The organism is Actinokineospora globicatena (assembly GCF_024171945.1).
Taxonomy (GTDB): domain Bacteria; phylum Actinomycetota; class Actinomycetes; order Mycobacteriales; family Pseudonocardiaceae; genus Actinokineospora; species Actinokineospora globicatena.
The window spans coordinates 447,051-470,930 of the sequence record NZ_JAMTCR010000005.1 but is presented as its reverse complement, the minus strand read 5'-3'; the positions used below and the strand labels follow the sequence as shown (position 1 = coordinate 470,930).

Sequence of the window (23,880 nt, the reverse complement as noted above, 5' to 3'; positions counted from 1 at the left end):
GAGTGGTGGGATGAATGCGGGGTCGGCGGGCTTGTCCTCGGGGACGCTCGGGGCGGTGGAGCGGGCCTCGGGGAAGCTGGCCGCCGCGGCCGTCGCGGCGATGGACGAGCAGTTCGCGTGGTTCGGGCGGATGCCCGCGGACCAGCGGGCCTCGGTGCTGCTGGTGGCGCAGAACGGCGTGGCCGGTTTCACCGCGTGGCTGCGGGACCCGCGTGAGGCGCTGCGGTTGACCACCGACACCTTCCGCGGCGCGCCGAGGGACCTGTCGCGGTGGATAAGCCTCCGGCAAACGGTCGAGATGGTGCGCGTCTCCCTGCAGATCTTCGAGGACCTCGTCCCCGGACTTGCCGCCGACGACGCCGAGCGGGCCGTGCTCTCCGAGGCCGTCCTGCGCTACGGCCGGGAGGTCGCCTTCGCCTCCGCGATGTCCTACGCCTCGGCCGCGGAGTCCCGGGGTGCCTGGGACGCCCGGCTGGAGGCGCTGGTCGTCGACGGGATCGTGCGCGGCGACGCCGAGGAGTCGTTGCTCTCGCGAGCCGCCGCCCTCGGGTGGGACCCCGCTGCGGAGGCGACCGTGCTGGTCGGCAACCCGCCGTCGGACGACCAGCCGACGGTGGTCTACGAGGTGCGCAGCCGGGCGGCCAGGGTCAGCAGGCCGGTGCTGCTCGGCGTGCAGGGCTCCCGGCTGGTCGTGGTGCTCGCCGGACCGGCCGAGGACACCGTCGACCAGGAGGTCCTGGTCAAGATGTCGGCGGCGTTCGGCGACGGCGCGGTGGTCGCGGGGCCGACGGTGTCGAGCATCGCCGAGGCGCACCGCAGCTCGTCGGACGCCCTCTCGGGCCTGCGCGCGGTGGTCGCCTGGCCGGACGCGCCGCGACCGGTGCGCTCGGCGGACCTGCTGCCGGAGCGGGCGCTGGCAGGCGACCCGGAGGCCGAGTGGCAGCTGATCGACCGGGTGGCGCGGCCGCTGGAGGAGGCGGGCGGGGCGCTGCAGGAGACGGTCGAGGCGTACCTGGCCGCGGGCGGCGTGCTGGAGACCTGCGCGCGGCAGCTGTTCGTGCACCCGAACACCGTTCGCTACCGCCTGCGCAAGGCCGCCGAGCTCACCGGGCGCAACGCGGGCGACCCCCGGGACGCGCTCGTGCTGCGGGTCGCGTTGGCCGTCGGCAGGCTGTCGCGGTCGCGCGGGCTCTGGTAACGGACGGCAACGGCATGGTGTCGCGCGCGACAACTGACAACGAATGGCCGCTGCGAGTGGTAATAGCGTGGTGACATTTGGAGGGTCTCCACAAACACGGGTCCCCGACTTGGTGAGCGGCGGCATGCAGCCGAACGGCCGACGCAGTGTTGGCTGGACGACGTGATCGCACTACTCGCACCCGGGCAGGGTTCCCAGGCCCCCGGCATGCTGTCGTCCTGGCTGGAGCTGCCCGGTGCCGCCGAGCGGGTAGCGGGCTGGTCCGAGCTGGTCGGGCTCGACCTGGCCAGGCTGGGCACCACCGCCGAGGCCGACGAGATCAAGGACACCGCGATCACCCAGCCGCTGATCGTCGCGGCCACGCTGCTGGCCGCCGAGGAGCTGGCCCGCCGGGTCGAGCTGCCCGCCGACGCCGTCATCGCGGGCCACTCGATCGGCGAGTTCGCCGCCGCGGCCATCGCGGGCGTGCTCAGCGCCGAGGACGCGCTCGCGCTCGCCGCGGTGCGCGGCCGGGAGATGGCCGCCGCCTGCGAGCTGGAGCCGACCGGGATGGCGGCGCTGGTGCGCGGCACCGAGGAGGGCATCCTGGCCCGCCTCGACGAGCTGGGCCTGGTCGCGGCCAACCGCAACGGCGCGGGCCAGATCGTGGCCGCGGGCAGCAAGGCGGCGCTGGAGAAGCTGGCCGCCGAGCCGCCGCAGGGCGCCAAGGCCATCACGCTCAAGGTCGCGGGCGCCTTCCACACCCACTTCATGGCCCCGGCCCAGGAGGCGCTGCGCGAGCACGCCGCGACCCTGGCCACCCCGGCCGACCCGACCCGCGCGCTGCTGTCGAACGCCGACGGCGCCGTGGTCACCTCCGGTGCCGAGGTGCTCGAGCGGCTGGTGGCGCAGGTCACCAGCCCGGTGCGGTGGGACCGCTGCCAGGCGACCCTGGCCGAGCGCGGGGTCGGTGCGATCGTGGAGTTCCCACCCGCCGGTGCCCTGGTGGGCCTGGCCAAGCGCGAGCTGAAGGGGGTGCCGACCGTGGCGCTCAAGACCCCGGACGACCTGGACGCGGTGCTCGAGCTGGTCGGGGGTGCCGCGTGACCGAGCTACGCCTGGCCACCGCGGCCACCGCCACCCGCATCCTCGGGGTCGGCTCGTTCCAGCCGGAGCGGATCGTCACCAACGACGAGCTGTCCCAGCACCTCGACACCAACGACGCGTGGATCAGGGAGCGGGTCGGCATCATCGAGCGCCGCTTCGCCGCCCCGGAGCAGAAGCTGGTGGACATGGCGGTCATCGCCGGGTCCAAGGCGCTGGCCGACGCGGGCCTGGCGCCGACCGACGTCGACACCGTGATCCTGGCCAACTGCACCATGCCCGCGCCCATCCCCAACGGCGCCGCCCAGGTCGCCGACCGGATCGGCGTCAAGGCCGCAGGCGCGTTCGACCTCAACGCCGCCTGCGCGGGCTTCTGCTACGCGCTGGGCACCGCCTCGGACCTGGTCCGCTCCGGGTCGGCCAAGCGGGTGCTGGTGATCGGCGCCGAGAAGCTGACCGACTGGGTCGACCCGACCGACCGGGCCAACGCGATCATCTTCGCCGACGGCGCGGGCGCCGCGGTGGTCGGTCCGTCGGAGGAGGCGGGCATCGGGCCCGTCGTCTGGGGCAGCGCGGGCGACCTGGTCGACATGATCGGCACGCGCGACGACCGGTGGATCTTCCAGGAGGGCCAGTCGGTGTTCCGCTGGGCCACCACCAAGATCGCGCCGATCGCGCTGCGCGCCCTGGAGGCCGCGGGCGTGGCCCCGGAGCAGGTCGACGTGCTCATCCCGCACCAGGCGAACCTGCGCATCGTCGAGTCGATCGCCAAGAAGCTGCGCGCCAACGGCGCCAGGGAGGACATGGTCGTCGCCGACGACATCGTGCGCTCCGGCAACACCTCGTCGGCGTCGATCCCGCTGGCCATGGACCACATGCGCGCCGCTGGCCGGATCAAGCCGGGCGACGTGGCGCTGCTGGTCGGCTTCGGCGCGGGCCTGTCCTACGCCGGGCAGGTCGTCATCTGCCCCTGACCGGGGCAGCCGCAACTCCCCCACCGGGTGTCGTACCCGGCGGGGTCGGAAATCACTACGGAAGGACACCTGGCATGTCGGAGAAGCCCAGCGACGCCGAGATCCTCGATGGACTCGCCGAGATCGTCGAGGAGGTCGCGGGGGTCGCGACCGACGACGTGACCGCGGACAAGTCCTTCGTGGACGACCTGGACATCGACTCGCTGTCGATGGTGGAGATCGCGGTGCAGGCCGAGGACCGGTTCGGCGTGAAGATCCCGGACGACGAGCTGGCGAACCTCAAGACCGTCGGCGACGCCGTGAACTACGTCTCCAAGCACGTCTGAGACCCCGGCACCACCGCGCACCACCCCCGGCTCCACCCGACCTCCCCCCGTTCGTGCCTGCCGAGGCAGGCGAGTTCCCCCATCCCGCTCGCGAAGGAACCCCGATGAGCAACGTCGATGTCGTCGTCACCGGGCTGGGCGCCACCACGCCGCTCGGCGGTGACGTCTCGTCCACCTGGGATGCCCTGCTCGCCGGTCGCAACGGCGTCAGGGTCAACACGGCACCGTGGGTCGAGCGGTTCGACCTGCCTGCCAAGCTCGCCGCCACGCTGGCCGTCGAGCCGACCTCGGTGCTGCCGCGGGTGCAGGCCCGCAGGTTGGACCGGTGCGAGCAGATCGCGGTCATCGCCGCCAGGGAGGCCTGGGCGGACGCCGGGTTCGCCATCCCGACCGACGAGCACGAACCGGTCGACCCGGATCGGCTCGCGGTCAGCATCGGCACCGGCATCGGCGGCCCGGTGACCCTGCTCGACCAGGACGACATCCTGGAGGAGCACGGTCTGCGCAAGGTCTCGCCGCTGACGGTGCCGATGCTGATGCCCAACGGCCCGGCCGCGCACGTGGGCATCGAGATGCGGGCCCGCGCGGGCGTGCACACCGTCGCCTCGGCCTGCGCGTCGGGCGCGGAGGGCATCGCCAACGCCTGGCAGATGATCCAGAACGGCCGGGCGGACGTGGTGATCGCCGGGGGCGCCGAGGCGTGCATCCACCCGATCACCGTGGCGGGCTTCTGCCAGTCGCGGACGCTGAGCACCCGCAACGACGCGCCGGAGCGGGCCTCGCGCCCCTTCGACGTCGACCGGGACGGGTTCGTGCTCGGCGAGGGGGCCGGGGTGGTCGTGCTCGAGCGCGCCGACCACGCCGCCGCCCGCGGTGCCCGGGTGTACGCCAAGGTCTCCGGGTACGGCATGACCTCCGACGCGCACCACATCACCGGCAACCACCCGGAGGGCATCGGCCAGATCGCGGCGATGACCAACGCGGTGCGCATGGCCGGGCTCACCCCCGGCGACATCGCGCACGTCAACGCACACGCCACCTCCACGGTGGTCGGCGACATCGGCGAGGCGGCGGCGATCCGCAAGGCGCTCGGCGAGCACGTCGTGGTGACCGCGCCGAAGGCCTCGATCGGCCACCTGGTCGGCGGGGCGGGCGCGGTGGAGAGCATCGTGACGCTGCTGTCGATCTACTACGGCACCATCCCGGCGACCAGGAACCTGGAGAACCTCGACCAGAAGGTCGGGCTGGACGTGGTCACCGGGCAGCCGCGCAAGGTCGAGCTGGCGGCGGCGATCAACAACTCGTTCGGCTTCGGCGGCCACAACGTGGCCGTGCTGTTCACCGCCGCCTGACCGCAGGGCTCGGCGGGTCTCAAGCCAGAGGGGGCTAGGGACAGAGGAGTTCGGATCAGATGACCGCCCTGGTCACGCTGGCGCCAGGCCCGGACAGCGAGCGCGAGGCGCACCCGCGGACCCCGCGGGTGCGCCTCGCGTCGCTGCTCGACGAGGAATCGATGTCGCCGTTGCGCCCGGAGGACGCCAGTGGCGTGTTCGCGGTGCGCGGCCGCGTCGACGGGGTGCGGGTCGTCGCGTACTGCACCGATGCGACCCGGATGGGCGGCGCGCTGGGAGCGGCGGGCTGCGCGGGTATCGTCGCCGCGATCGACACGGCGGTGCGCGAGGGCTGCCCGGTGATCGGCGTGTGGCACTGCGGCGGCGCCCGGTTGGCCGAGGGCGTGGAGTCGCTCGACGCGGTGGGCACGGTCTTCGCCGCGATGGTCCGGGCGTCCGGCCGGGTGCCGCAGATCAGCGTGGTGGTCGGTCCGGCGGCCGGTGGTGCCGCCTACGGTCCCGCGCTGACCGACGTGGTGATCATGTCCCCCGCAGGCCGGGTGTTCGTGACCGGCCCGGACGTGGTGCGCAGCGTCACCGGCGAGCAGATCGACCAAGAGGGCCTCGGCGGCGCGGAGGCGCACGGCCGCAAGTCCGGCGTGGTGCACGTGGTCGCCGCCGACGAACCCGACGCGTACCGGCGAGCCCGGCGGATCACCCGCCTGCTCGCCGAACCCGGCGCGTTCGACCCGCACGCGGCGCGCGACGAACAACCGCTGCGCGACCTGCTGCCCGAGCGCGCCAACCGCGCCTACGACGTCAAGCCCCTGGTGCGCGCGATCCTCGACGTCGACGAGTTCGAGGAACTCCAGGCCCGCTGGGCACCCAACATCGTGATCGGCCTGGGCCGACTCGCAGGCCACACGGTCGGCGTCGTGGCGAACAACCCACTGCGCAAGGGCGGCTGTCTGGACTCGCTGTCGGCCGAGAAGGCCTCCCGGTTCGTGCGGCTGTGCGACAGCTTCGGGGTGCCGCTGGTGGTACTGGTCGACGTCCCCGGCTACCTGCCTGGCGTCGCCCAGGAGTGGGAGGGCGTCGTGCGCCGCGGGGCGAAACTGCTGCACGCCTTCGCGGAGGCCGTGGTGCCGCGCGTGACACTCGTGACCCGCAAGTCCTATGGGGGCGCTTACGTCGCGATGAACTCGCGCTCGCTGGGGGCGACGGCGGTGTTCGCATGGCCGGAGGCAGAGGTGGCCGTAATGGGCGCGAAGGCAGCCGTGGGCATCCTCAACCGCAAGCAACTGGCCGCGGCGCCGCCGGAGGAACGGGAGTCACTGCACGAGCACCTGGCCGCCGAACACTCACGCGTCGCAGGCGGAGTGGACCGCGCCCTGGCAATCGGCGTGGTGGACGAGGTGATCGACCCCCGCCACACCCGCCGCCGACTCACAGCGGCCTTGGCCGCCGCACCTGGAGGTCGGGGCTCGCACGGCAACATCCCGCTCTGAATCTTGCCCGGTGATGGGGCGCCATTCTTCGGTCGCGCTTGGTCGGGACTCGTGTTTCCGCCGTGTTCCGCGCTGGTCGGCAAGAGGCCGTTTGCGCGGTGAGCCGCAAGTAGGGCAGCCGCGGTCAGCGGGCATAAGAGGGCCGCCAGAAGGGCATTCCGGAGCGCGGGGTTAGCAGCGGTCGTGTTGGGGGGAGGCGCCGGTGGGGCCTGCGTCTATGCGCCATTCGCCTTCGACGTCGGCTAGGGGGAAGATGACGTTCCAGCGGATGCACTCGGCGGGGAGTTCGAGGGGGGCGTCGGCGGGGTCTTGTTTGCTGACGAAGGTCAGCAGGACTCGGGCGCTGCTGACGGGGCCCGTTTCGATGCGGTAGACGACGATGCTGCCGTCCTGGGTGGTGCGGTAGGCGGCGCGCCAGGTGTCCTCGGGCATGTCCTTGACGCGGGCGTCGGTGACCGTCGTCTTCCAGCGGGCGTAGTTCTTGCCGTTGATGGCGTCGAAGTAGGTCTGCAGGAGCTGGCGGACCGTCTCGTACAGCGGGTGGCCGGTGGCGTCCTGGGTGGCGCGGACGTCGCGGGGGCCGGGTTGGGCGCTGATCGGGATGGTGCCCGCGCTGGGCAGGATCGGCGCGGGTTGGGCCTGGCGCTCGACCGCGACCGTGGCGTAGAGCTCCCTGGCGACCATGGCGGCCGCGGCGGCGACGACCACGGCGACGAGGATCACCGGGAGCAGCCACCGTTGGCGCTCCTGCTCAGCGGCCGGATGCACGGCGCCAGCCTGCCACAGGTCAGCCCGCCAACGTGATGCGCATCGCGCGGCCCGCGATCTCGTGCAGCACCGGGTCGTCCTGGGTGGAGGGCTGGTCGAGCCAGACGACCTGGACGAGTTTGACGCTGTTGCCCTCGCGCCCGGCCGCGCGCAGCGCCGCCGGGAACTGCGGTGCGGCGCCGCCCGGCCACGCCACGCCCTCCGCGGCCTGGTCGAGCACGGTCCCGCCGCCGGGGCGGTCGAGCACGGACTTGAGCTCGGCGGCGGAGGTGCTGCCGGTGAACCGCAGGACGCCGACGAGCACGGCGGCGCGGTGGCCGGTGCTGGTGGCCTCGAACCGGCCGCGGATGAGCCGGGCGCAGCCGTTGCGCTCCAGCCAGACCCGCACGTCGCCGTCGGTGTGGGCGGCGCAGTCGGTGCTCGACGCGGTGCCAAGGCCAGCGAACTCGACGGCGTCGGGCGCGGTGGGGCCGGTGCCGCGCGCGGGTCCGGAGGTGGAGTTGTCGGCGCTGACCGCCACGGCGATGCCCACGACGAGGACCAGCGCGACGAGCACGGCGGCGGCGACCGGCCACCAGCGCACCCGCTTGGGCTTGCGCGGCTCCTCGGCCCGGCGCAGCGCGGTCAGCGGCAGGATCGTGGTCCGCTCGGCGGCCGCCTCCGGGGACAGGCCGTCGGGGAACCCCTCGGCGGAGAGGTCCTCGTCGGTGAGCGTCGACCCGGGTTCCAGGACCGCCAAGACCCGGCGGAGTTCATCGATCGGGCACGGCCGGGTGTGCACAGCGAGTTCCCGCGCGACCGCGAGCAGTGTCATTGGTTCCGGGTGCAGAATCCGCACGCCTCGGTCTTTATCCGCAACTGGCTGATCGACCCGCGACACATAGGGACCGACCGCGACAACGGTGCACACCGGAAGTGGGCGCGGTTGTTTTTCGCGGACAAGGGCCGCGACCGCCGCGGTGGCGCCGAGCGCGTTGGCGGCGGGGTTCACCGGCCCCTCCGGCCTGCTGATCGGCCACCCGTCGACCTTCCAGCGGTCCTCCAGCGGCGCCTCCAGGCGCAGCGCCGGGTCCGGCAGGTCGACGCCGAGCACCACGAGCACGCCGCGGGGTAAGAGCACGACGGCCTCGACCGCGGAGCCGAACCCGGGGATTCGCACGCCGAGCAGGGCGATCCCGCCCGCCACCGCGTCGCCGCGGCCCCACGAGGTCAGTGCGGCCCGCACGTCCCGGCCCACCTCGGACGTCGTCTCACCGACGCGGACCAAGCGCACGGTCGTCACCTCCGGCGTGAGTTGGTGGGATTCCCACCATGGCATGACACGCTAGCGGGAGCACCACACGACCGAGTGACGAGATGGCCGCATGTGGCGGGCACCCGCGCGTGATCACCGGGACGGGGTAGCCCGATCGCGGGGAAAAGATCACAACCCAGGCAACTCACCCCGGGCCCGCGCGTCTTCTGGAGAAGATCGGCTCGGGGGCGGTGGGGCGGGAATCCACCACCCCGGCCGAGTCGTGCCCGCATTTCGGGCGCAATTGGTGGGGCTCGGGGTGTTTTCGGGGTTCGTGTGGCCAAAGTGTCCGGTGGCAGGGCACAATGGCGCCGGGAATACCGCGTGTGGTCAGCAGACACCCGTTCCGGCGCAGGACGTAGGGGAAGACGATCCTCGTCGAGCAGCGGAGGTCAGCAGTGAGCACCCGTGGCAACACCCAAGGTGTGGTGTACGTCCACTCGTCGCCGGCTGCGGTCTGTCCGCATGTCGAGTGGGCGATCTCGGGCACCCTCGGGGTGCGCGCCGAGTTGCGCTGGACAGCGCAACCAGCCGCCCCCGGTTCGTTGCGCGCCGAGTGCGCGTGGACGGGCGAGCAGGGCACCGGGTCGAAGTTGGCCGCCGCGTTGCGCGCGTGGCCGATGACCCGGTTCGAGGTCACCGAGGAACCGAGTTCCGGCATGGACGGCGAGCGGTACTGCTACGCGCCCACCCTGGGCCTGTGGCGGGCGCGCACCAGCGCCAGCGGGGACATCGTCGTCGACGAGAACCAGCTGCGCGCCATCGCCGCGTCCGCCCGGGGTGGCGAGTCCTTCGCGTTCAAGGTCGACGAGCTGCTCGGCGCCTCGTGGGACGAGGCGCTCGAGCCCTACCGCCGCGCCGGTGACGGTGCCCCGGTCACCTGGCTGCACCGCGTCGGCTGACCCGCCCAGCACTGATCCCGTCCAGCCTGGCCCTGTCGCGCACCGGACCCGTCCGACGCGGAATCCTCACACGCCGAACTCGGCGGTGAGCTCCGGCACGTAGGCGAACAGGCCGGGCAGGCCGCCGGTGTGCAGGAAGACGACGGTCTCGTCGGCGCCGATCTCCCCGGAGCGGGCCGCCGCGGCCAAGTACGCGGCGGCTTTCCCGGTGTAGACCGGGTCCAGCGTGATGCCCTCGGTGCGGGCGAACAGGGTCAGCGCTTCCCAGACCTGCGGCGTGGGGATGCCGTAGCCGGGACCGACCGCGCGGTCGTCGACGTGCAGCGTGCGCAACGCGGGCGCCGGTGCCCCGAGCAGCTCCGCGGCCTCTGTCGCGAGCCGGGTGATGTTGGCGCGGGACTCGGTGGCCGTGCGCGACACGCAGGCGGCGTCGAGGCGGGCCGGGTGGCCGTCGAGGCCGAGGGCGACGCCCGCCGCCGTGCCCGCACTGCCGACCGGGACCACGACTCGGTCCGGGGTGATCCCTGCCGTGCCTAGTTGGTCGAGCAATTCGGCGGTCGCGGCGACATAACCGAGGACGCCGGTCGCGTTCGAGCCGCCGACCGGGATCGTGGCGACCGGCCTGCCTTGTTGGGCGGCCTCGGCGGTCAGCTCGCGAACCGTCTGCGCAACCTCGTGTTCATCGGCGCGCAGGTGGATGTTCGCGCCGAAGACACGGTGCAGGGCCATGTTGCCGGAGCGCTCATAAGCCTCGCCCGATCGCGGGACATCGCGGGTCAGCACAAGATCACACCGCAGTCCCAGGCGCGCGCAGGCGGCGGCGGTCTGCCTGCCGTGGTTGGTCTGCAAGGCGCCGAATGTGATCACTTGGCGAACCCCGTCGGCCACCGCGGCGCCGAGCAGGAACTCCAGTTTTCGCAGCTTGTTGCCACCCACCCCCAATCCACTGACGTCGTCGCGCTTCACCAGCACGCGGTGCAGACCGAGTGCGCCCGCCAGCCTCGGGCAGTCGTCGAGCGGGGTCGGCCAATGCCCCAGCGGCAGCCGGGGGAACGTCATCAGGTCATGCGCCATGACCGAACTGTAACGCCGGCGGGCCACCAAGCGAGAAGGACCGGATTGGCCGCTCGGAAATACCTGACGCACACCCATGTTGCCTGGGCGGCAATTACCGCCGAACGGGTGGTGGTTAACACCTCCCGATTCCACTTACGGTGTTGACCTGCGGAAACGCTGGAACGGAACTGGGGCCGTCAGTCCCGGTTCGGACCAACCGGGCACGTCGCTTTCTCGCTGGTGGACCGGGTACCCCCGATGGGGTACTAATAAAGGGACCGCCGCCCCGGGGCGCTGGCTGGTTCCGCGACCGGGCTACCGATACGCTTCCCCCGATCGGTTCAGCAATACCCGGACCGCGGCCGGGACCGGCGATGGATAAAGCCGCCGGACCGGGCCGGGAAACGAACTCTCATCACGCGGAGGAAACCGTGGCGCAGAAGACCGTTGTGGAACTCGTCGACGACATCGACGGCGGCCGGGCAGACGAGACCGTCGCCTTCGCCATCGACGGCGTGGAGTTCCTGATCGACCTCTCGAGAGAGAACGCCGCCCGACTGCGAGATTCCCTCGCCCAGTACGTCGGGCACGCGCGGCGCACCGATGGCCGCAAGGCGCGCAACGGCACCGCGCGCCGCTTCGGCCCGGCCCGCTTGGACAACCAGGCCATTCGGGAATGGGCGCGCTCCCAGGGGGAGAACATCGCCGAGCGCGGCCGGATCCCGCAGGCGCTGGTGACCAAGTTCCAGGAAGCCCACGGCACCTCCTGAGGTCGCGAGCGGTCCCGGCGCCGCCGCCTGCCCGACAATCCCGCCACGGGCAGGCAGGCCGCCAGGGTCGCGAGGGGCGGGCCGGGACCGGGTGAGCCGTGGCGCACACCGGGTGCGGGGCGATCGGGGCGCCCGCGACCCGGTCGTGCAGGCGGCCGAACCACCCACCACTGACAACTTCCGACGACAGGCGCCCAGCGCGGCGGTGACCACTCCCCCGCGCGCACCGTCCTCGTCCAGCCAAGCGCTCGATGACCGCGGACATCCGGCGAACAAGAGCAGCCGGGTCTGATCTCCGCCCGGTCCACGTTTGGCCCAGTACGCCGCGAAAGCGCGCATCGTATCGACCCTCGCGCCGCCCCGCTATTGCGACCGGCTTTCGGATTTCACTATTCAAAAACATCCGAAAGTAGGGAATCGGTCGAATGCGACGCACCCTGTCCAGCCACCCTCCCAGCGCCTTGACCAGCGAAAACGGCCGGAGAATGTCGGGTTGTACCCTGTGAGGGAATTCACCTGTTCTCCGATCAACCGGCGGTTCTAACCGCCCCGGACGCGCGCCCTTAACAAAGGGTTCACCCGGCCCGGTTTCGATTCACCCAAAGGTGGCATATGGTCGCGTTCGGCGAATCGCGTTGAATCCCAGATCCCGGGGGGACCCGTTCGTGACCCAGGCACAACTCACCCCGACCAGCACCGCGCCCTCGACCGGCGCCGCGGCCCCGACCCGGCCGGGCAGGCGCGCACCGGTGGACGTCGAGGTGGTCATCCCGGCCTACAACGAGGCGCGGCGGCTCGACGGCTCGTTGGCGGCGACCGCGCGGTACCTGGCGACCCGGTCGTGGTCGTCGCGGATCGTGGTGGTGGACAACGGGAGCGCGGACAAGACGGCCGGGGTGGCGAGACGGGCCGTGACGGGCGTGCCGGTCGAGGTGATCGGCTGCGTGATCGCGGGCAAGGGCGCCGCGGTGCGCCGGGGGATGATGACCAGCGCGGCGCGCTACGTCGGTTTCGTGGACGCCGACCTGGCCACCCCGATCGACGCTCTGGGTGAGGCCCTCGCCGCGCTCGAGGCGGGCGCGACGGCGGTGATCGGGTCCCGCTACGCCGGTGGCGCGGAGATCTTGCGCAAGCAGCCGGTGGCCAGGCGGCTCGGCGGGGCCGCGTTCCGGGCGCTGGCGCGGCGGATGGTGCCCGGTGTCGCCGATACCCAGTGCGGCTTCAAGTTCTTCGAGCGCCGAGCGGTCCAGCACGCCCTCGCCGGGTGCGCGGTCACCGGGTTCGCCTTCGACGTGGAACTCCTGCGCGGCGTGCAGGCCCAGGGTGGCACGGTGGTCGAACTGCCGGTCGCCTGGAGCGATGACAACCGGTCCACCCTGCGCCCGTTGCGCGACGGCGTGCCCGCCTTCCGCGCGGCGCTGACCCTGTGGGGGGCTCGCCCGTGACGGCGCTGGAGGCACTGCGCGGCCGGTCGGTGCTGCTGCTGAACTGGCGCGACGTCCACCACCCGAGGGCCGGTGGTGCCGAGTTGTACGCGCACCAGGTCGCCCGCCGGTGGGTCGAGGCGGGGGTCAAGGTCACCTGGTTGACCGCGCGCCCACCGGGGTCGCCGAGCCGGGACGTGATCGACGGTGTGCAGGTGTTGCGGCGCGGCGGCGAGTTCTCGCTCTACCCCGCGGCGGCCGGTTCGATGCTGCGCTTCGGCTCGCTGTTCGACGCGGTGCTCGACTGCCAGAACGGGATCCCGTTCTTCGCCCCCGCGTTCGTGCCCCGGTCGACGGCGGTGGTGCAGGTCGTGCACCACGTCCACCAGGAGCAGTTCGGCGCGCACTTCGGAAAACCGGTCGCGGCGGTCGGGCGGGTGTTGGAGGGACCGATCAGCAGGCGGGTCTACGGGGACCGGGCGATGGTCGCGGTGTCGCCGTCCACCCGCCGGGAGATGCGGTCGGCGCTCGGCGTACGCGGCCCGGTGTTCGTCGTGCCCAACGGGAACGAGGCGCCCGCGCACCGCGCTGGTCCCCGTGACCCGGAGCCGACGGTTGTGCTGGTGAGCAGGTTGGTCGCACACAAGCGGGTCGACCGGTTGCTGCGCGCGCTCCCGGAGGTCGTGGCGGCAGTGCCGAACCTGCGGGTCGAGGTGATCGGCGACGGCAAGCAACGGCGGGCGCTCGAACTGCTGGCTGGGGAGCTGGGACTGCGGGGCGTGGTTCGGTTCCGGGGCAGGCTTTCCGACGAGCGGCGCAATGAGCTGATGCAGCGTGCTTGGCTGACCACCTCCACCTCGCAGGGTGAGGGCTGGGGCTGCACGGTGCTGGAGGCGGCGCGCTTCGGTGTGCCGTGCCTGGCGCTGTCCGCCTCAGGCATCGACGATTCCGTGCGGCACGGGCACACCGGCTGGCTGGTGCCCGACGCGGACGGGCTCGCCGCCGCCCTGGTGCGGGCGCTCACCGACCTGGCCGACGACGGCACGGCGGCCGAGGTGTCGGACAACTGCCGCGACTGGGCGTCGGCGTTCACCTGGGACCGCAGCGCGGAACTGCTCGCCGGGGTGGTGCTGGGTGAGATCGAGCGGGGAGGGCGGCGGGCCGGGGAACGCCGGTCGGCGCGGGCGGACATGGCTACGGCCGTGCGGTTCCGGGTGCCGCTGGACGTCGCGCCGCCGCGGGGCAGGTGGACCGACCAGGTGCGGATAGTCGGGGACCTGGGGAGCGCGTTGTTGCACGGCTGCGACGAGCTCGACGCCGAGGCCGTGCTGGCGCGGTGGAACGTCGAGCCGGTGAGCATCGAGCTGGCGACTGAGGAGCACCTGCTGACCGGCGTCGCGGTACCGGCGACCGCGCGGACGTGAGCGAACCGGACCTCGCGCGCGCCGGGCTTCTGGTGGCGGGGGCGACGGTCGTGGTGAGCCTGGTCAGCTACGCGTACGGGATCGTGCTGGCGCATTGGCTGCCCAGCGCGGAGTACGCGGTGTTCGCGTCCGGCCAGACGTTGTTGCTGCTGGCCGGGACGGCGGCGTCGGCGGCGGTGCCGTGGGCGTTGGCCAAGGCGGTTCGGGCTCACCCGGCCGGGACGGTCGAACGGCGTCGGGCGATGGCGCACGCGGTGGCGGTCGGCGTGCTCGGGTCGGTGCCTGCGGCTCTCATGGTGGCTGCGGTGACCGCTGTGTACGCCCCGTTCGACGCGGTCGCGGCAGTAGCGGCGGCGGTCGTGGCGATTGTGCTGTCGGGGTGCTCTGTTGGCTGGTTGCAAGGCGAGCAGCGGTTTTCTCGGCTCGCGGCGCTGCGGGTCGCGGAGGTCGTGACTCGTGTCGGCGTTGGGGCGGCTGCGGTCGGGTTGGGCTTCGGTGCGGCCGGGGCACTGGGGGCGTTCGTGGTCGGGTCGGTGGTGTTGTTGGCCGGTGGCCTCGCGGCGCGGTCGGCCGGGTCACGCGCGTGGTCGGACCTGTCGTGGCAGCGCGGCGTGGTGCGGGACCGTCAGCGTTGGGCCGAGACCACCGGGTTGAGCGCGGTGCAGGCGCTGCTGGGTGTCGTCGCAGCGACGGACATCGTGCTGGCCCCGGTGATCGCCGGGGTCGGGCCGGACACGGCGGGCTACCAGCTGGCGGCGGTGTTGGGCCGGGTCCCGCTGTTCGTCGCGGCGGCGTTGGCGGTGGTCGCCTTCCCCCGGCTGCCGAACCGGTGTGTGGCAAGGGACATGGCGTCGACCTACGGCTGGCTCGCGTTCCCCGCGACGGCCGTCCTGGTGACCGCGCCCCCGCAGGTGCTGTCCTGGCTCGTTCCCGCGCACCTGTCGAACGCGACCACGCTCCTGCCGTTCACGGCTCTGGCCGGACTCGGCTTGGGCCTGGTGACGTTGGCCGCGACCGTGCTCCAAGCCCAAGAGGCCTATCGGAGGGCCGTTGGGGTGCTGGGGACTGCGCTGGGGCTCATGGCGGCGGGGACCGTTCTTGGTTGGCACACCTGGGGAATCGCCGTCGGTGTCTGTCTCGGCGCCCTCCTCGCGGCTGGCGTGTTGATCAGGACGGCGCACCTGCCAGTTCCCCTGATCTCGCTGGTCACGGCTGTGGTCGCCGGCACGGTCCTGTGGCAGGTGAGCCGGTGGACACCCGGGTGGATCGCCGCATCCATCCTTTTAGGACTTGTCTCGCTGCGGATGGCCCGGTCCCCGAAACCGGCGGCGTCCGGTTCCCGGCTGCGCGTGCTGCACCTGGGGTTCGAGGACCCCGCGCTGCCCGGCTCCGGTGGTGGCGCGGTCCGCACGCACGAGATGAACCGCAGGCTGGCCCGCGACCACGACATCACGGTCCTGACGACCCGGTGGCCGGGGTGTGTCGACCGGGTCCAGGACGGGGTCCGCTACGAGCACGTCGGCATCGGCAGCGGGCGCACCCACCTGGGTCGGATCGCGGGCTACGCGCTCGCGCTGCCGTTCGTGTCCCGCCGCTACGCCGCCGACCTGGTGGTGGAGGACTTCTTCGCGCCGGTGTCGAGCATCAGCGCTCCACTGTGGACCGGGCGGCCGACGCTCGGTGTGGTGCAGTGGCTCAACGCCAGGGAGAAGTCGCGCCAGTACCGGTTGCCGTTCTTCCTGGTCGAGCGGGCCGGTGTCCGCACGCACCGCAAACTGGTGACGGTGTCGGACGGGATCGCCGATCGGTTGCGTGGGATGAACGCGGCGGCCGACGTTTCGGTTGTCGCCAACGGGGTGGACGCGGCCGCGTTCGACGTGCGCGCGCCGCGTGGCGAGGACGTCGTTTTCGTCGGGCGCTTGGAGATCGCGCAGAAGGGTCTCGACCTGCTGATCTCCGCGTTCGCCGCGCACGCCGACCGGATGCCGGGTGATCTCGTGCTGGCGGGCACCGGGCCTGACGAGCGGCGGCTGCGGGCCTTGGCGACGGAGCACGGTGTCGAGCGCCGGGTGCGGTTCCTGGGTTGGGTCAGCGGAGTGGCCAAGTACCGGCTCTACGCCGCCGCCCGGGTGGTCGCGGTGCCGTCGCGGTTCGAGACCTTCGGCATGGTCGCGCTGGAGGCGGCGGCCTGCGGGAGCCCGGTGGTGGCCTTCGACATCGACTGCCTGCGCGAGGTCGTGCCCGCCTCCTCCGGGGTGCTGGTGCCCGCGTTCGACACCGCCGGGTACGGCCGCGCGCTGGTCGACCTGGCCACCGACCCGGTGCGGGTGGAGCGGTTGGGCTGGAGCGGGCGCCACCTCGCCCGCGCGTACTCGTGGGACCGCCTGGCCGTCGACCAGGACCGGGTGTACCGGGCGGCGGTCCGGGACTGGCAGGAGGGGTGAGGCGTGCGGATCATCGGTGAGCGGCAACGGCGGTCGCTGCTGGCGGACGGCTACCTGGGGGTGGCGGACCTGTTCAGCCCGGCCGAGGTCGCGGAGGTGGCCGCGCACCTGGACGGGTTGTTCGACCGCTTCGGTGACCTGCCACCCGCGAGCGTGCTCGACCTGGGTGCGACCGACGGCGAGTTCGGCACCCAGGTGCCGGAGATCCTGTACCCGTCGGTGTTGTCGCCATCGCTGCGCCGCACGGCGGTGTTCCAGCGCACCAAGGCGTTGGCCAAGCAGGTGCTCGGCGTCGGGACCTGGTTCCGGTTCGACCACAGCATCCGCAAACCCCCTGGCTGCGGTTTCGAGACGGTGTGGCACCAGGACCGCGTGCACAAGCGCACCGGCCTGCCGGAGCGGCGCCTCACCATCTGGATCCCCACCGGTCCGGTGACCGCCGCCGACGGCTGCATGCGCTACGTCCCCCGCAGTCACCTCAACGGCGTCCTCCCCCACGAACCGGTCCCCGACCGCCGCGGCGCCCTCCGCACTGTGGGCGTCGCCGACTCGGACGCCGTCGATGTCCCGTTACCCGCAGGCGGCGCCGCGCTGCACCTCTTCGAAACCGTCCACAGTGCACACCCCAACCGAGGAAACTCCACCCGGACCGCATGGATACTGCAATTCACCCACCCCAGGACCGTCCTCCCGACAGCCACCCTGCTGCACCGAGCGATCTACTTCGGACAAACCAGGCCCTGGCGGACCAAAGGGGTGACACCGTGACCATCGACCTCGGAGGTGCGCGGAAGGTCTTGGTCGTCGGCAACTTCGGCAACGGCAACACCGGGGACGAGGCCCTGTTGGCCAGGGCGCTCACCGAACTCGGCGCTGAGACCGAGGTCAGTGTCCTGTCCAGGAACCCGAGGTTGGTCGAGTGGACGCACGGGGTCGCCGCGCGGCCTATGACGGCGGTGTCGTTCGCGGCGGGGTTGCGGTGGTGCGACGCGGTGTTGGTGGTCGGTGGCGGCATGTTCGGCTCCGGTCTGCCGCCGCTGGTCCGGTTGCTGCCGACCGTCGTCGAGGCGACTCATCGGGCTGGGCGGGCCACGTTCTACCTCGCCGTCGGTGTCTACCCGGGTACGCCGAAGCCGGTGCTGCGCAGACTTCGCTCCGCCGCCATGTTCGGCAGACTCACCGTTCGCGATGAGCTGTCCGCGCGGACTCTGGGCGTCCCGGTGCCGGTGGTCGGGGATCTCGCACTCGACCTCCCGCCGGCCCCACGCGAAACAGCGGAACTCGCGCTCGCGGGGGCGGGTGTCGACGCGACCAGCCCGCTGCTCTTGTTGTCCCTCAAGGCACTTCCCGATGCCAACCACATGGCGGCACTGCGCGACACCTGTCTTGAGGCTGCCCACCGGTGGCGGCACCTCGGCGGCGAGGTGGCCGGGCTGGCCCTGTCGACACACGCCGACTACGGCTTGGGTCTGGGGCATCGTGACGCGGCCCTGATCGCTGACCTGGGGCTCGGTTTGCCGGTGATCGGGCCGCAGTTGCCTCCCGCGTTGGCGAAAGCAGTGGTCGGCCGCGCGAGTGGGGTGCTCGGGCTTCGGTTGCACGCCTTGGTGTTCGCGGCGGGCATGGGGGTGCCGTTCGCCGGGTTCGACTGGGAGGAGAAGTCCAAGGCGTTCCTGACCGAGCACGGCGGCACCGTCCTCGGCTCGGCGGCGGACTGGGTGGACAGCACGGTGGTGGTCGCCAGGTGACCCGGAACAAGCAGGCAGCCCGGAACAAGCTGGTTGCCCGGAACAAGCTGGTTGCCCGGAACAAGCTGGTCCTGGCCGGGGCGGCGGTGGTCTCGCTGGCGCTGCTGCTGCGGCTGTGGGGTCTGGCCACGGCGAACGAGCTGTTCATCGACGAGGTCACGTACTCGCGGCTGGCGCTCTCGGTCAGTCGCGGCGAGTGGCCCAACCTCGCGGATGAGGGGTTCTACCTGCACCCGCCGCTCACGTTTTGGCTCAACGGCGCCATCACCGACCTCTTCGGACTCCCCCCCGACCCGACCACGCTGGTGTTCCAACTCCGTTGGGTCAACGCGGTGCTCGGCGCTGTGGTGGTGGCGTTGGCGTACGTGCTGTTGCTCCGCACGACCAAGCCGGTGGTCGCGATCATCGGTGCCACGGTCCTCGCGGCTGACCCGTTCGTGCTCCGCAACGACAGCCGCGTGATGCTGGAGACCCCGGCGTTCGCGCTGATCCTCGCGGGTTGGCTGTGTCTGCTGGTGGGCGTGGAGAGGCGCAAACCGCTGGTCTACGTCGGCGGCCTCCTGCTGGGACTGGCAGTCCTGGCCAAGGACGTGTCCGCTGTCCCGGCCCTGCTGCCCGTCATCCTGGCCACGTTGTGGAAGCAGACCCTTCCGCGCGCAACAGCCCTGCGCGTCCTCGGTGCGGCGGTGGTCCCGTACCTCGGTTACGTCGTCGCGCTCGCGGTCGCCGGGCGTCTGCCGGACTGGTGGACGCACAAGATCGGCGGGCTGCGGCGGATGGCGGGCCTGGACCAGGTCAGCGGCTTCAACTCGCCGAACGCGCCCAGCCTGCTCGAGACCCTGCTCGGTCAACTGGGCCGGTTCGGCACGTCGTACCTGTTGCTCGGTCTCGCCGTTCCCGCCGGGGTGCTGGCCCTGCGCGCGGCCCGCGCCGACCGCAGGCTGATCGGCCTCGTCGCGTCCGTGATGGGTCTGCTCGGCCTGTTCTCCTTGGCGTTCGGGACGTTGGAGGAGCAGATGGGTTACTTCGTCGTCGTGCCCGGGGTGCTCGCGTTGGGGATCGTCGCGGTCGAACTGCCCGTCCGGTTGCGGCCGGTGCTCGTGACCGCTGGGGCAGCCGTGCTCGCCGCGGGTCTGGCGTTCGCGACGCACGCGCGCACGGTCACCGACAACGGCTACCAGCAAGTGCGCGAGTTCCTCGACACCCAGGTGCCGCCCGGGTCACGGGTCGGGCTGACCACCCCGACAGCGCAGTTCGCGTTGCACTCCGGGGAGGGCAGGAACCTGCGCGTCGGCACGTGGACGTCGCTGGGTGCGCTGCACCGCTTCCGCGCCGACTACGTGCTCACCCAGAGCCGCCCGCTCAGCCTCGGTTACGGCTACGCCTCTCCCGACCTGCTGCCGTGGTTGGCCAAGCACGCGGACCCGGTGTTCCGCACGAGTGGCCCCAGCGGCGGCGACACCGTCGTGTGGGCACTCGACCAGGCCGAACTGGACCGTGCCGTGCGCGCCGGTCAGCTGATCCCGGAGGTGGTGGCGCCTTGAGGCTCGACCTGGCTGAGGAACTCCTCGATCCGCCGCTGCCTGCGGTACCCCGGGCGGTAGTGCGCGCGGTCGAGCGGGACGACCTTGTCGCCGACGGTGATCGCCGGGTACCGGTAGATCCCGCGGCCGAACGGGGCCCGCGCGTCGCGCGCCCACACGCCGCTGATCTCCGACAGCTCCACCGTGCGCAGACCGCGGACAGTCCGGATGCCGAGCTTGCCGTCGCGGACGAAGCAGTACGGGAACAGCGCCTGGTAGCCGGTCGCGATGGCCGTGGTGACGCCCGCCGCGACGAACATGACCTTGTCGAGCACGCTCTCCGGCGTCCACAGCAGCACCGCGAGCCCGACGCCGAGCAGGCACGCCGCGGACGTCCACAGCAGACCGACCCGCTCGACCGGGTGCCGGTACAGGGCCAGCGGTCTCACGGCCGCGCGGTGATCTGCTGCACTGCCCAGCCGTTGCCGTCCGGGTCGCTGAAGAAGAGGAAACCCGAGTTGTTCAGGTCGTCGTCGTCGGTCGCGGGCCGGAAACCACCCTCGCGGGAGGCGTACTGGACCTCGCCGACCTCGACGCCGCGCGCGACGAGTTCCGCGTGAGCCGCGCGGACGTCATTGACCACCAGCTGCAGGCCCTGGAGCGATCCGGGCTCCATCGAGCCCATGCCGATGACGATCGAGCAGCCCGAGCCGGGCGGGGTGAGCTGGACGAACCGCACCGACCCCGCCTGGGTGTCGTGGTCGACGGTGAAGTCGAGCCGGTCGCGGTAGAACTCCTTGGCCCGCTCCACGTCGCTGACCGGCACGACGACAACTTCCAGGGTCCACCGCATGACGCCTCCCACCACCGCGTGCCGACCGGCACAGCATGGCAGAAGTGTCTCAGAGTGCCTTCAGTTCCTCCGTGACCTCGGCGACCGACGCCTTCGCGTCACCGAAAAGCATGGTGGTCTTCGGGTCGAAGTACAGCGCGTTGTCGACACCGGCGAACCCGGGGGCCATGCCGCGCTTGAGCACGATGACCGAGCGGCTCTCGTCGACGTTGAGGATCGGCATGCCGTAGATCGGCGAGTCCTGGTCGGTGCGCGCCGCCGGGTTGGTGACGTCGTTGGCGCCGATGACCATGGCCACGTCGGTGCGGGCGAACTCGCGGTTGATGTCCTCCATCTCCTTGAGCCGCTCGTAGGGCACGTCGGCCTCGGCCAGCAGCACGTTCATGTGGCCGGGCATCCGACCGGCGACCGGGTGGATGGCGTAGTACACCGACACCCCGCGCGACTCGAGCAGCTCGGCCATCTCGCGCACCGCGTGCTGGGCCTGCGCCACGGCCATCCCGTAGCCGGGGACGATGATCACCTGGTTGGCGAAGGCCATCTGGATGGCGGCGTCCGAGGCGCTGGTGCGGCGGACCGTCTGGTCGCCGGTGGCCTGGGTCGTGCCGCCGCCCCCGCCGCCGCCGAAGCCGCCCGCGACGATCGCCGGGATGGACCGGTTCATCGCCTTGGCCATCAGGTTGGTCAGGATCGTGCCGGACGCGCCGACGATCATGCCCGCGACGATGAGCGCGGTGTTGTCCAGCGCCAGGCCCATGGCCGCGGCGCTGAGGCCGGTCAGGGCGTTGAGCAGCGAGATGACCACCGGCATGTCCGCGCCGCCGATCGGCAGCACCACCATCACGCCGAGCACTGCCGAGGCCACCAGCAGCCCGATGATCAGCAGCTGCGCGTCACCGCCACCGATGATCACGGCGGCGCACGCGAGCGAGGCCAGCAGCAGCACCAGGTTCAGCGGCTGCTGGAGCTTGCCGATGCCGACCGGGCGACCGGTGATCACCTCTTGCAGCTTGCCGTAGGCCACCAGCGAGCCCCAGAACGAGATCGAGCCGACGATCGCGGAGAACAGGCTGGCCACCGCGACGTGCGCGGGCGAGCCGTCGAACCCGTGGCTCTCCCGGAACTCCACCCACGCGATGAGCGCGACCGCGCCGCCGCCGACCCCGTTGAACAGGGCCACCATCTGCGGCATCGCGGTCATCTTCACCTGCTTGGCCGATGGCACGCCGACCGCGGTGCCGATCGCGACGCCGAGCAGGATCAGCCACCAGTTGCCCATGCCGGGGGTCAGCAGGGTCGCCACGACCGCGACCCCCATGCCCGCGGCGGCGATCCAGTTGCCGCGCACGGCGGTCCGGGGACCGGTCAGGCCCATCAGGCCGTAGATGAACAGGGCGAAAGCGACGATGTAGAGCAGCTGGATGACGACGTCGCGGCTCACCGCTGCTCCTTCTTCTTGTCAGTGTTGACCTGACCGCCCGCCCGCCCTGGCTGCTTGAACATCGACAACATCCGGTCGGTGACGAGGAACCCACCGATGACGTTGATCGTGCCGAAGGCGATGGCGATGACCAGCAGGATCTTGTCCAGCACGCCCTCGGCGCCCAGACCGGCGACGATGAGGCCACCGAGCAGCACGATGCCGTGGATGGCGTTGGTGCCCGACATCAGCGGGGTGTGCAGGGTGTTGGGCACCTTGGAGATCACCGCGAAGCCGACGAAGCCCGCGAGCACCAGGATGGCGAGGTTCTGCACGAGCATCTAGACCTCCTGCCCGGTGACGCAGGCACCCGCGACCACCTCGTCGGTGAAGTCGAGCGAGAGCGCGCCGTCCTTGTCCACGAGCAACTCCAGCAGCGCGGCGACGTTGCGCGCGTAGAGCTCGCTGGCGTGCTCGGGCATGGTGGCGGGCAGGTTCAACGGGGAGGCGATGGTCACCGCGTGCTCGACGACGACCGCGCCGGGGGTGGTCAGCTCGCAGTTGCCGCCGGACTCCCCGGCCAGGTCGACGACCACGCTGCCCGCGCGCATCCCCGTCACCGCCTCGGCGGTGACCAGCGTCGGCGCGGTGCGGCCGGGCACCTGGGCGGTGGTGATCACCGCGTCGAACCCGGTGATCGCCTTGGCCAGTTGCCGCTGCTGCTCGGCGCGTTCGTCGTCGGTCAGCGCGCGGGCGTACCCGCCGCTGCCGGTGGCCTCGATGCCCAGGTCGAGCCACTGCGCGCCGACCGAGCGGACCTGGTCGGCGACCTCGGGCCGCACGTCGTAGCCGGTGGTGTGCGCGCCGAGCCTGCGCGCGGTCGCCAGCGCCTGCAGGCCCGCGACACCGACGCCGAGCACCAGGACCTTCGCGGGCGGGACGGTGCCCGCGGCGGTGGTCAGCATCGGGAAGAACCGGGTGAGGTGTTCGGCGGCCAGCAGCGCGGCGCGATATCCGGCCACGTTCGCCTGGGAGGACAGCGCGTCCATGGACTGGGCGCGGGAAATGCGCGGGATGGATTCCATCGCGAAGGCCGTCACCCCGGCCGCGCGCAATGCCGTGGCCCGTTCGGGCTGGGTCAGCGGGGCGAGGAAACCGATGAAGACCGCGCCCGTGCGGAGTCTGGCGACCTCGGCGTCGGTCGGGACGGCGACCTTCACCACCACGTCGGCCGACCAGGGGTCGCCCAGTGTCGCTCCGGAGTGGACGTACGCGTCGTCGGGGATGAGCGCCGCCGAGCCAGCGCCTGGCTCGACGACCACGGAGATGTTCTTGGCGCGCAGCCGCTCGACCACCTTCGGCACGAGCGCGACCCGCCGCTCGCCCCCGGCTGTCTCAGCGGGCACGCCCACGACTGTGTTGGCGGTCACAGTACAGTTGTACCATTTGCGGCCGCCCAGCGCTGGTAATCACCAGTTGCCAGTCGCGGAAGTGGCCGACCGGCCCGGTCCAGTTGGCGGTAGCCCGGAAAATGTCGCCGATAGTAGGCCAAGAATCCACACCGCCGATTCCGCCGGGGAATACCCGCAGTGGGTCCGGACGTCATGACCATCCCGCACCACGCACCGCCGAAAAGACGAGAAAAGAACTGTTTGACAGTATTCCGAGCGGCGCACATGCCGGACTGCTCCAGTCGATGGGCAATACGTGTGAAGCAGATCACAGCTGGTTGTCCCCGATCGCGCACACCGATAGCTTTCAAGGAGTAATGGGGGCTCACCGTCGCGAATGACCCGCAGCGCACGGCTGCGGGAACTGGGGAACGCGAGAGGCT

At 71.8% G+C, this 23,880-nt stretch carries 22 protein-coding genes; 14 read left to right on the top strand and 8 right to left on the bottom strand.

Translation table 11 applies throughout. The annotated features are described in order from the left end of the window. The first annotated feature begins 10 nt into the window (after positions 1-10). From LV79_RS25885 to LV79_RS25860, 6 genes are all read left to right on the top strand, one after another. Complete coding sequence (locus tag LV79_RS25885) at positions 11-1,198, top strand: PucR family transcriptional regulator (RefSeq protein ID WP_253840835.1); 1,188 nt, start codon at positions 11-13, stop codon at positions 1,196-1,198. A gap of 162 nt (positions 1,199-1,360) precedes the next feature. After that, the gene (locus LV79_RS25880; RefSeq protein WP_253840834.1) at positions 1,361-2,284 is read left to right on the top strand and encodes an ACP S-malonyltransferase; all 924 of its coding nucleotides are present in this window, start codon (positions 1,361-1,363) and stop codon (positions 2,282-2,284) included. After that, a complete protein-coding gene (locus tag LV79_RS25875) occupies positions 2,281-3,255 on the top strand; it encodes a beta-ketoacyl-ACP synthase III (RefSeq protein ID WP_253840833.1) in 975 nt (324 codons plus the stop codon). The genes LV79_RS25880 and LV79_RS25875 overlap by 4 nt, the downstream gene beginning before the upstream one ends. 74 nt (positions 3,256-3,329) lie before the next feature. Further along, positions 3,330-3,581 (top strand): acyl carrier protein, encoded by a 252-nt coding sequence (locus LV79_RS25870; RefSeq protein WP_253840832.1) that lies wholly within the window; start codon positions 3,330-3,332, stop codon positions 3,579-3,581. 104 nt (positions 3,582-3,685) lie between these two features. Further along, the gene (locus LV79_RS25865; protein ID WP_253840831.1) at positions 3,686-4,933 is read left to right on the top strand and encodes a beta-ketoacyl-[acyl-carrier-protein] synthase family protein; all 1,248 of its coding nucleotides are present in this window, start codon (positions 3,686-3,688) and stop codon (positions 4,931-4,933) included. A 59-nt stretch (positions 4,934-4,992) separates the two neighbouring features. After that, positions 4,993-6,420: an acyl-CoA carboxylase subunit beta gene (locus LV79_RS25860; protein WP_253840830.1), complete on the top strand. Its 1,428-nt coding sequence runs from the start codon at positions 4,993-4,995 to the stop codon at positions 6,418-6,420. A 171-nt stretch (positions 6,421-6,591) separates the two neighbouring features. Here LV79_RS25860 and LV79_RS25855 read toward each other — a convergent pair whose 3' ends face one another. Then, on the bottom strand, positions 6,592-7,188 hold the full coding sequence (locus LV79_RS25855; protein WP_253840829.1) for a hypothetical protein: 597 nt from the start codon (positions 7,186-7,188) through the stop codon (positions 6,592-6,594). A 19-nt stretch (positions 7,189-7,207) separates the two neighbouring features. Next, the gene (locus tag LV79_RS25850) at positions 7,208-8,461 is read right to left on the bottom strand and encodes a hypothetical protein (RefSeq protein WP_253840828.1); all 1,254 of its coding nucleotides are present in this window, start codon (positions 8,459-8,461) and stop codon (positions 7,208-7,210) included. Positions 8,462-8,880: 419 nt separating this feature from the next. Between LV79_RS25850 and LV79_RS25845 the strand changes: the two genes are divergently transcribed. After that, positions 8,881-9,384, top strand: a complete 504-nt coding sequence (locus LV79_RS25845; protein WP_253840827.1) for a DUF3145 domain-containing protein — start codon at positions 8,881-8,883, stop codon at positions 9,382-9,384. A gap of 66 nt (positions 9,385-9,450) precedes the next feature. Here LV79_RS25845 and LV79_RS25840 read toward each other — a convergent pair whose 3' ends face one another. Then, positions 9,451-10,458 carry a D-cysteine desulfhydrase family protein gene (locus LV79_RS25840; protein ID WP_253840826.1) on the bottom strand — a complete coding sequence of 336 codons (1,008 nt, stop codon included), beginning with the start codon at positions 10,456-10,458 and terminating at the stop codon, positions 9,451-9,453. A 413-nt stretch (positions 10,459-10,871) separates the two neighbouring features. Here LV79_RS25840 and LV79_RS25835 point away from each other — a divergent pair, with 413 nt between their 5' ends. The 7 genes from LV79_RS25835 to LV79_RS25805 all read left to right on the top strand — a co-directional run bounded on the left by LV79_RS25835 (position 10,872) and on the right by LV79_RS25805 (position 19,794). Then, positions 10,872-11,210, top strand: coding sequence for a histone-like nucleoid-structuring protein Lsr2 (locus LV79_RS25835; protein WP_253840825.1), 339 nt, complete (start codon positions 10,872-10,874; stop codon positions 11,208-11,210). A gap of 665 nt (positions 11,211-11,875) precedes the next feature. Further along, complete coding sequence (locus LV79_RS25830; protein WP_253840824.1) at positions 11,876-12,655, top strand: glycosyltransferase; 780 nt, start codon at positions 11,876-11,878, stop codon at positions 12,653-12,655. After that, on the top strand, positions 12,652-14,058 hold the full coding sequence (locus LV79_RS25825) for a glycosyltransferase family 4 protein (RefSeq protein ID WP_253840823.1): 1,407 nt from the start codon (positions 12,652-12,654) through the stop codon (positions 14,056-14,058). The genes LV79_RS25830 and LV79_RS25825 overlap by 4 nt, the downstream gene beginning before the upstream one ends. Then, complete coding sequence (locus LV79_RS34645) at positions 14,055-16,502, top strand: glycosyltransferase (protein ID WP_285470491.1); 2,448 nt, start codon at positions 14,055-14,057, stop codon at positions 16,500-16,502. The genes LV79_RS25825 and LV79_RS34645 overlap by 4 nt, the downstream gene beginning before the upstream one ends. 3 nt (positions 16,503-16,505) lie before the next feature. Further along, a complete protein-coding gene (locus LV79_RS25815) occupies positions 16,506-17,270 on the top strand; it encodes a phytanoyl-CoA dioxygenase family protein (RefSeq protein ID WP_253840822.1) in 765 nt (254 codons plus the stop codon). After that, positions 17,267-18,250 carry a polysaccharide pyruvyl transferase family protein gene (locus LV79_RS25810; protein ID WP_253840821.1) on the top strand — a complete coding sequence of 328 codons (984 nt, stop codon included), beginning with the start codon at positions 17,267-17,269 and terminating at the stop codon, positions 18,248-18,250. Before LV79_RS25815 ends, LV79_RS25810 begins: the two co-directional genes overlap by 4 nt. Beyond that, entirely contained in the window at positions 18,247-19,794 is a 1,548-nt protein-coding gene (locus tag LV79_RS25805) for a glycosyltransferase family 39 protein (protein ID WP_253840820.1), read from the top strand. The genes LV79_RS25810 and LV79_RS25805 overlap by 4 nt, the downstream gene beginning before the upstream one ends. On the opposite strand, the gene LV79_RS25800 is transcribed toward LV79_RS25805, so the two are convergent. From LV79_RS25800 to LV79_RS25780, 5 genes are read right to left on the bottom strand one after another with little or no spacing between them, the layout of a single operon-like run. After that, the gene (locus LV79_RS25800; protein ID WP_253840819.1) at positions 19,764-20,222 is read right to left on the bottom strand and encodes a hypothetical protein; all 459 of its coding nucleotides are present in this window, start codon (positions 20,220-20,222) and stop codon (positions 19,764-19,766) included. The genes LV79_RS25805 and LV79_RS25800 overlap by 31 nt on opposite strands. Continuing rightward, positions 20,219-20,626 (bottom strand): VOC family protein, encoded by a 408-nt coding sequence (locus LV79_RS25795; protein WP_253840818.1) that lies wholly within the window; start codon positions 20,624-20,626, stop codon positions 20,219-20,221. Before LV79_RS25795 ends, LV79_RS25800 begins: the two co-directional genes overlap by 4 nt. 49 nt (positions 20,627-20,675) lie before the next feature. Then, positions 20,676-22,067 (bottom strand): NAD(P)(+) transhydrogenase (Re/Si-specific) subunit beta, encoded by a 1,392-nt coding sequence (locus LV79_RS25790; RefSeq protein WP_285470490.1) that lies wholly within the window; start codon positions 22,065-22,067, stop codon positions 20,676-20,678. After that, positions 22,064-22,387 carry an NAD(P) transhydrogenase subunit alpha part 2 gene (locus LV79_RS25785; protein ID WP_253840817.1) on the bottom strand — a complete coding sequence of 108 codons (324 nt, stop codon included), beginning with the start codon at positions 22,385-22,387 and terminating at the stop codon, positions 22,064-22,066. Before LV79_RS25785 ends, LV79_RS25790 begins: the two co-directional genes overlap by 4 nt. Next, positions 22,388-23,458, bottom strand: a complete 1,071-nt coding sequence (locus LV79_RS25780) for a Re/Si-specific NAD(P)(+) transhydrogenase subunit alpha (RefSeq protein ID WP_308208968.1) — start codon at positions 23,456-23,458, stop codon at positions 22,388-22,390. Positions 23,459-23,880: the final 422 nt, after the last annotated feature.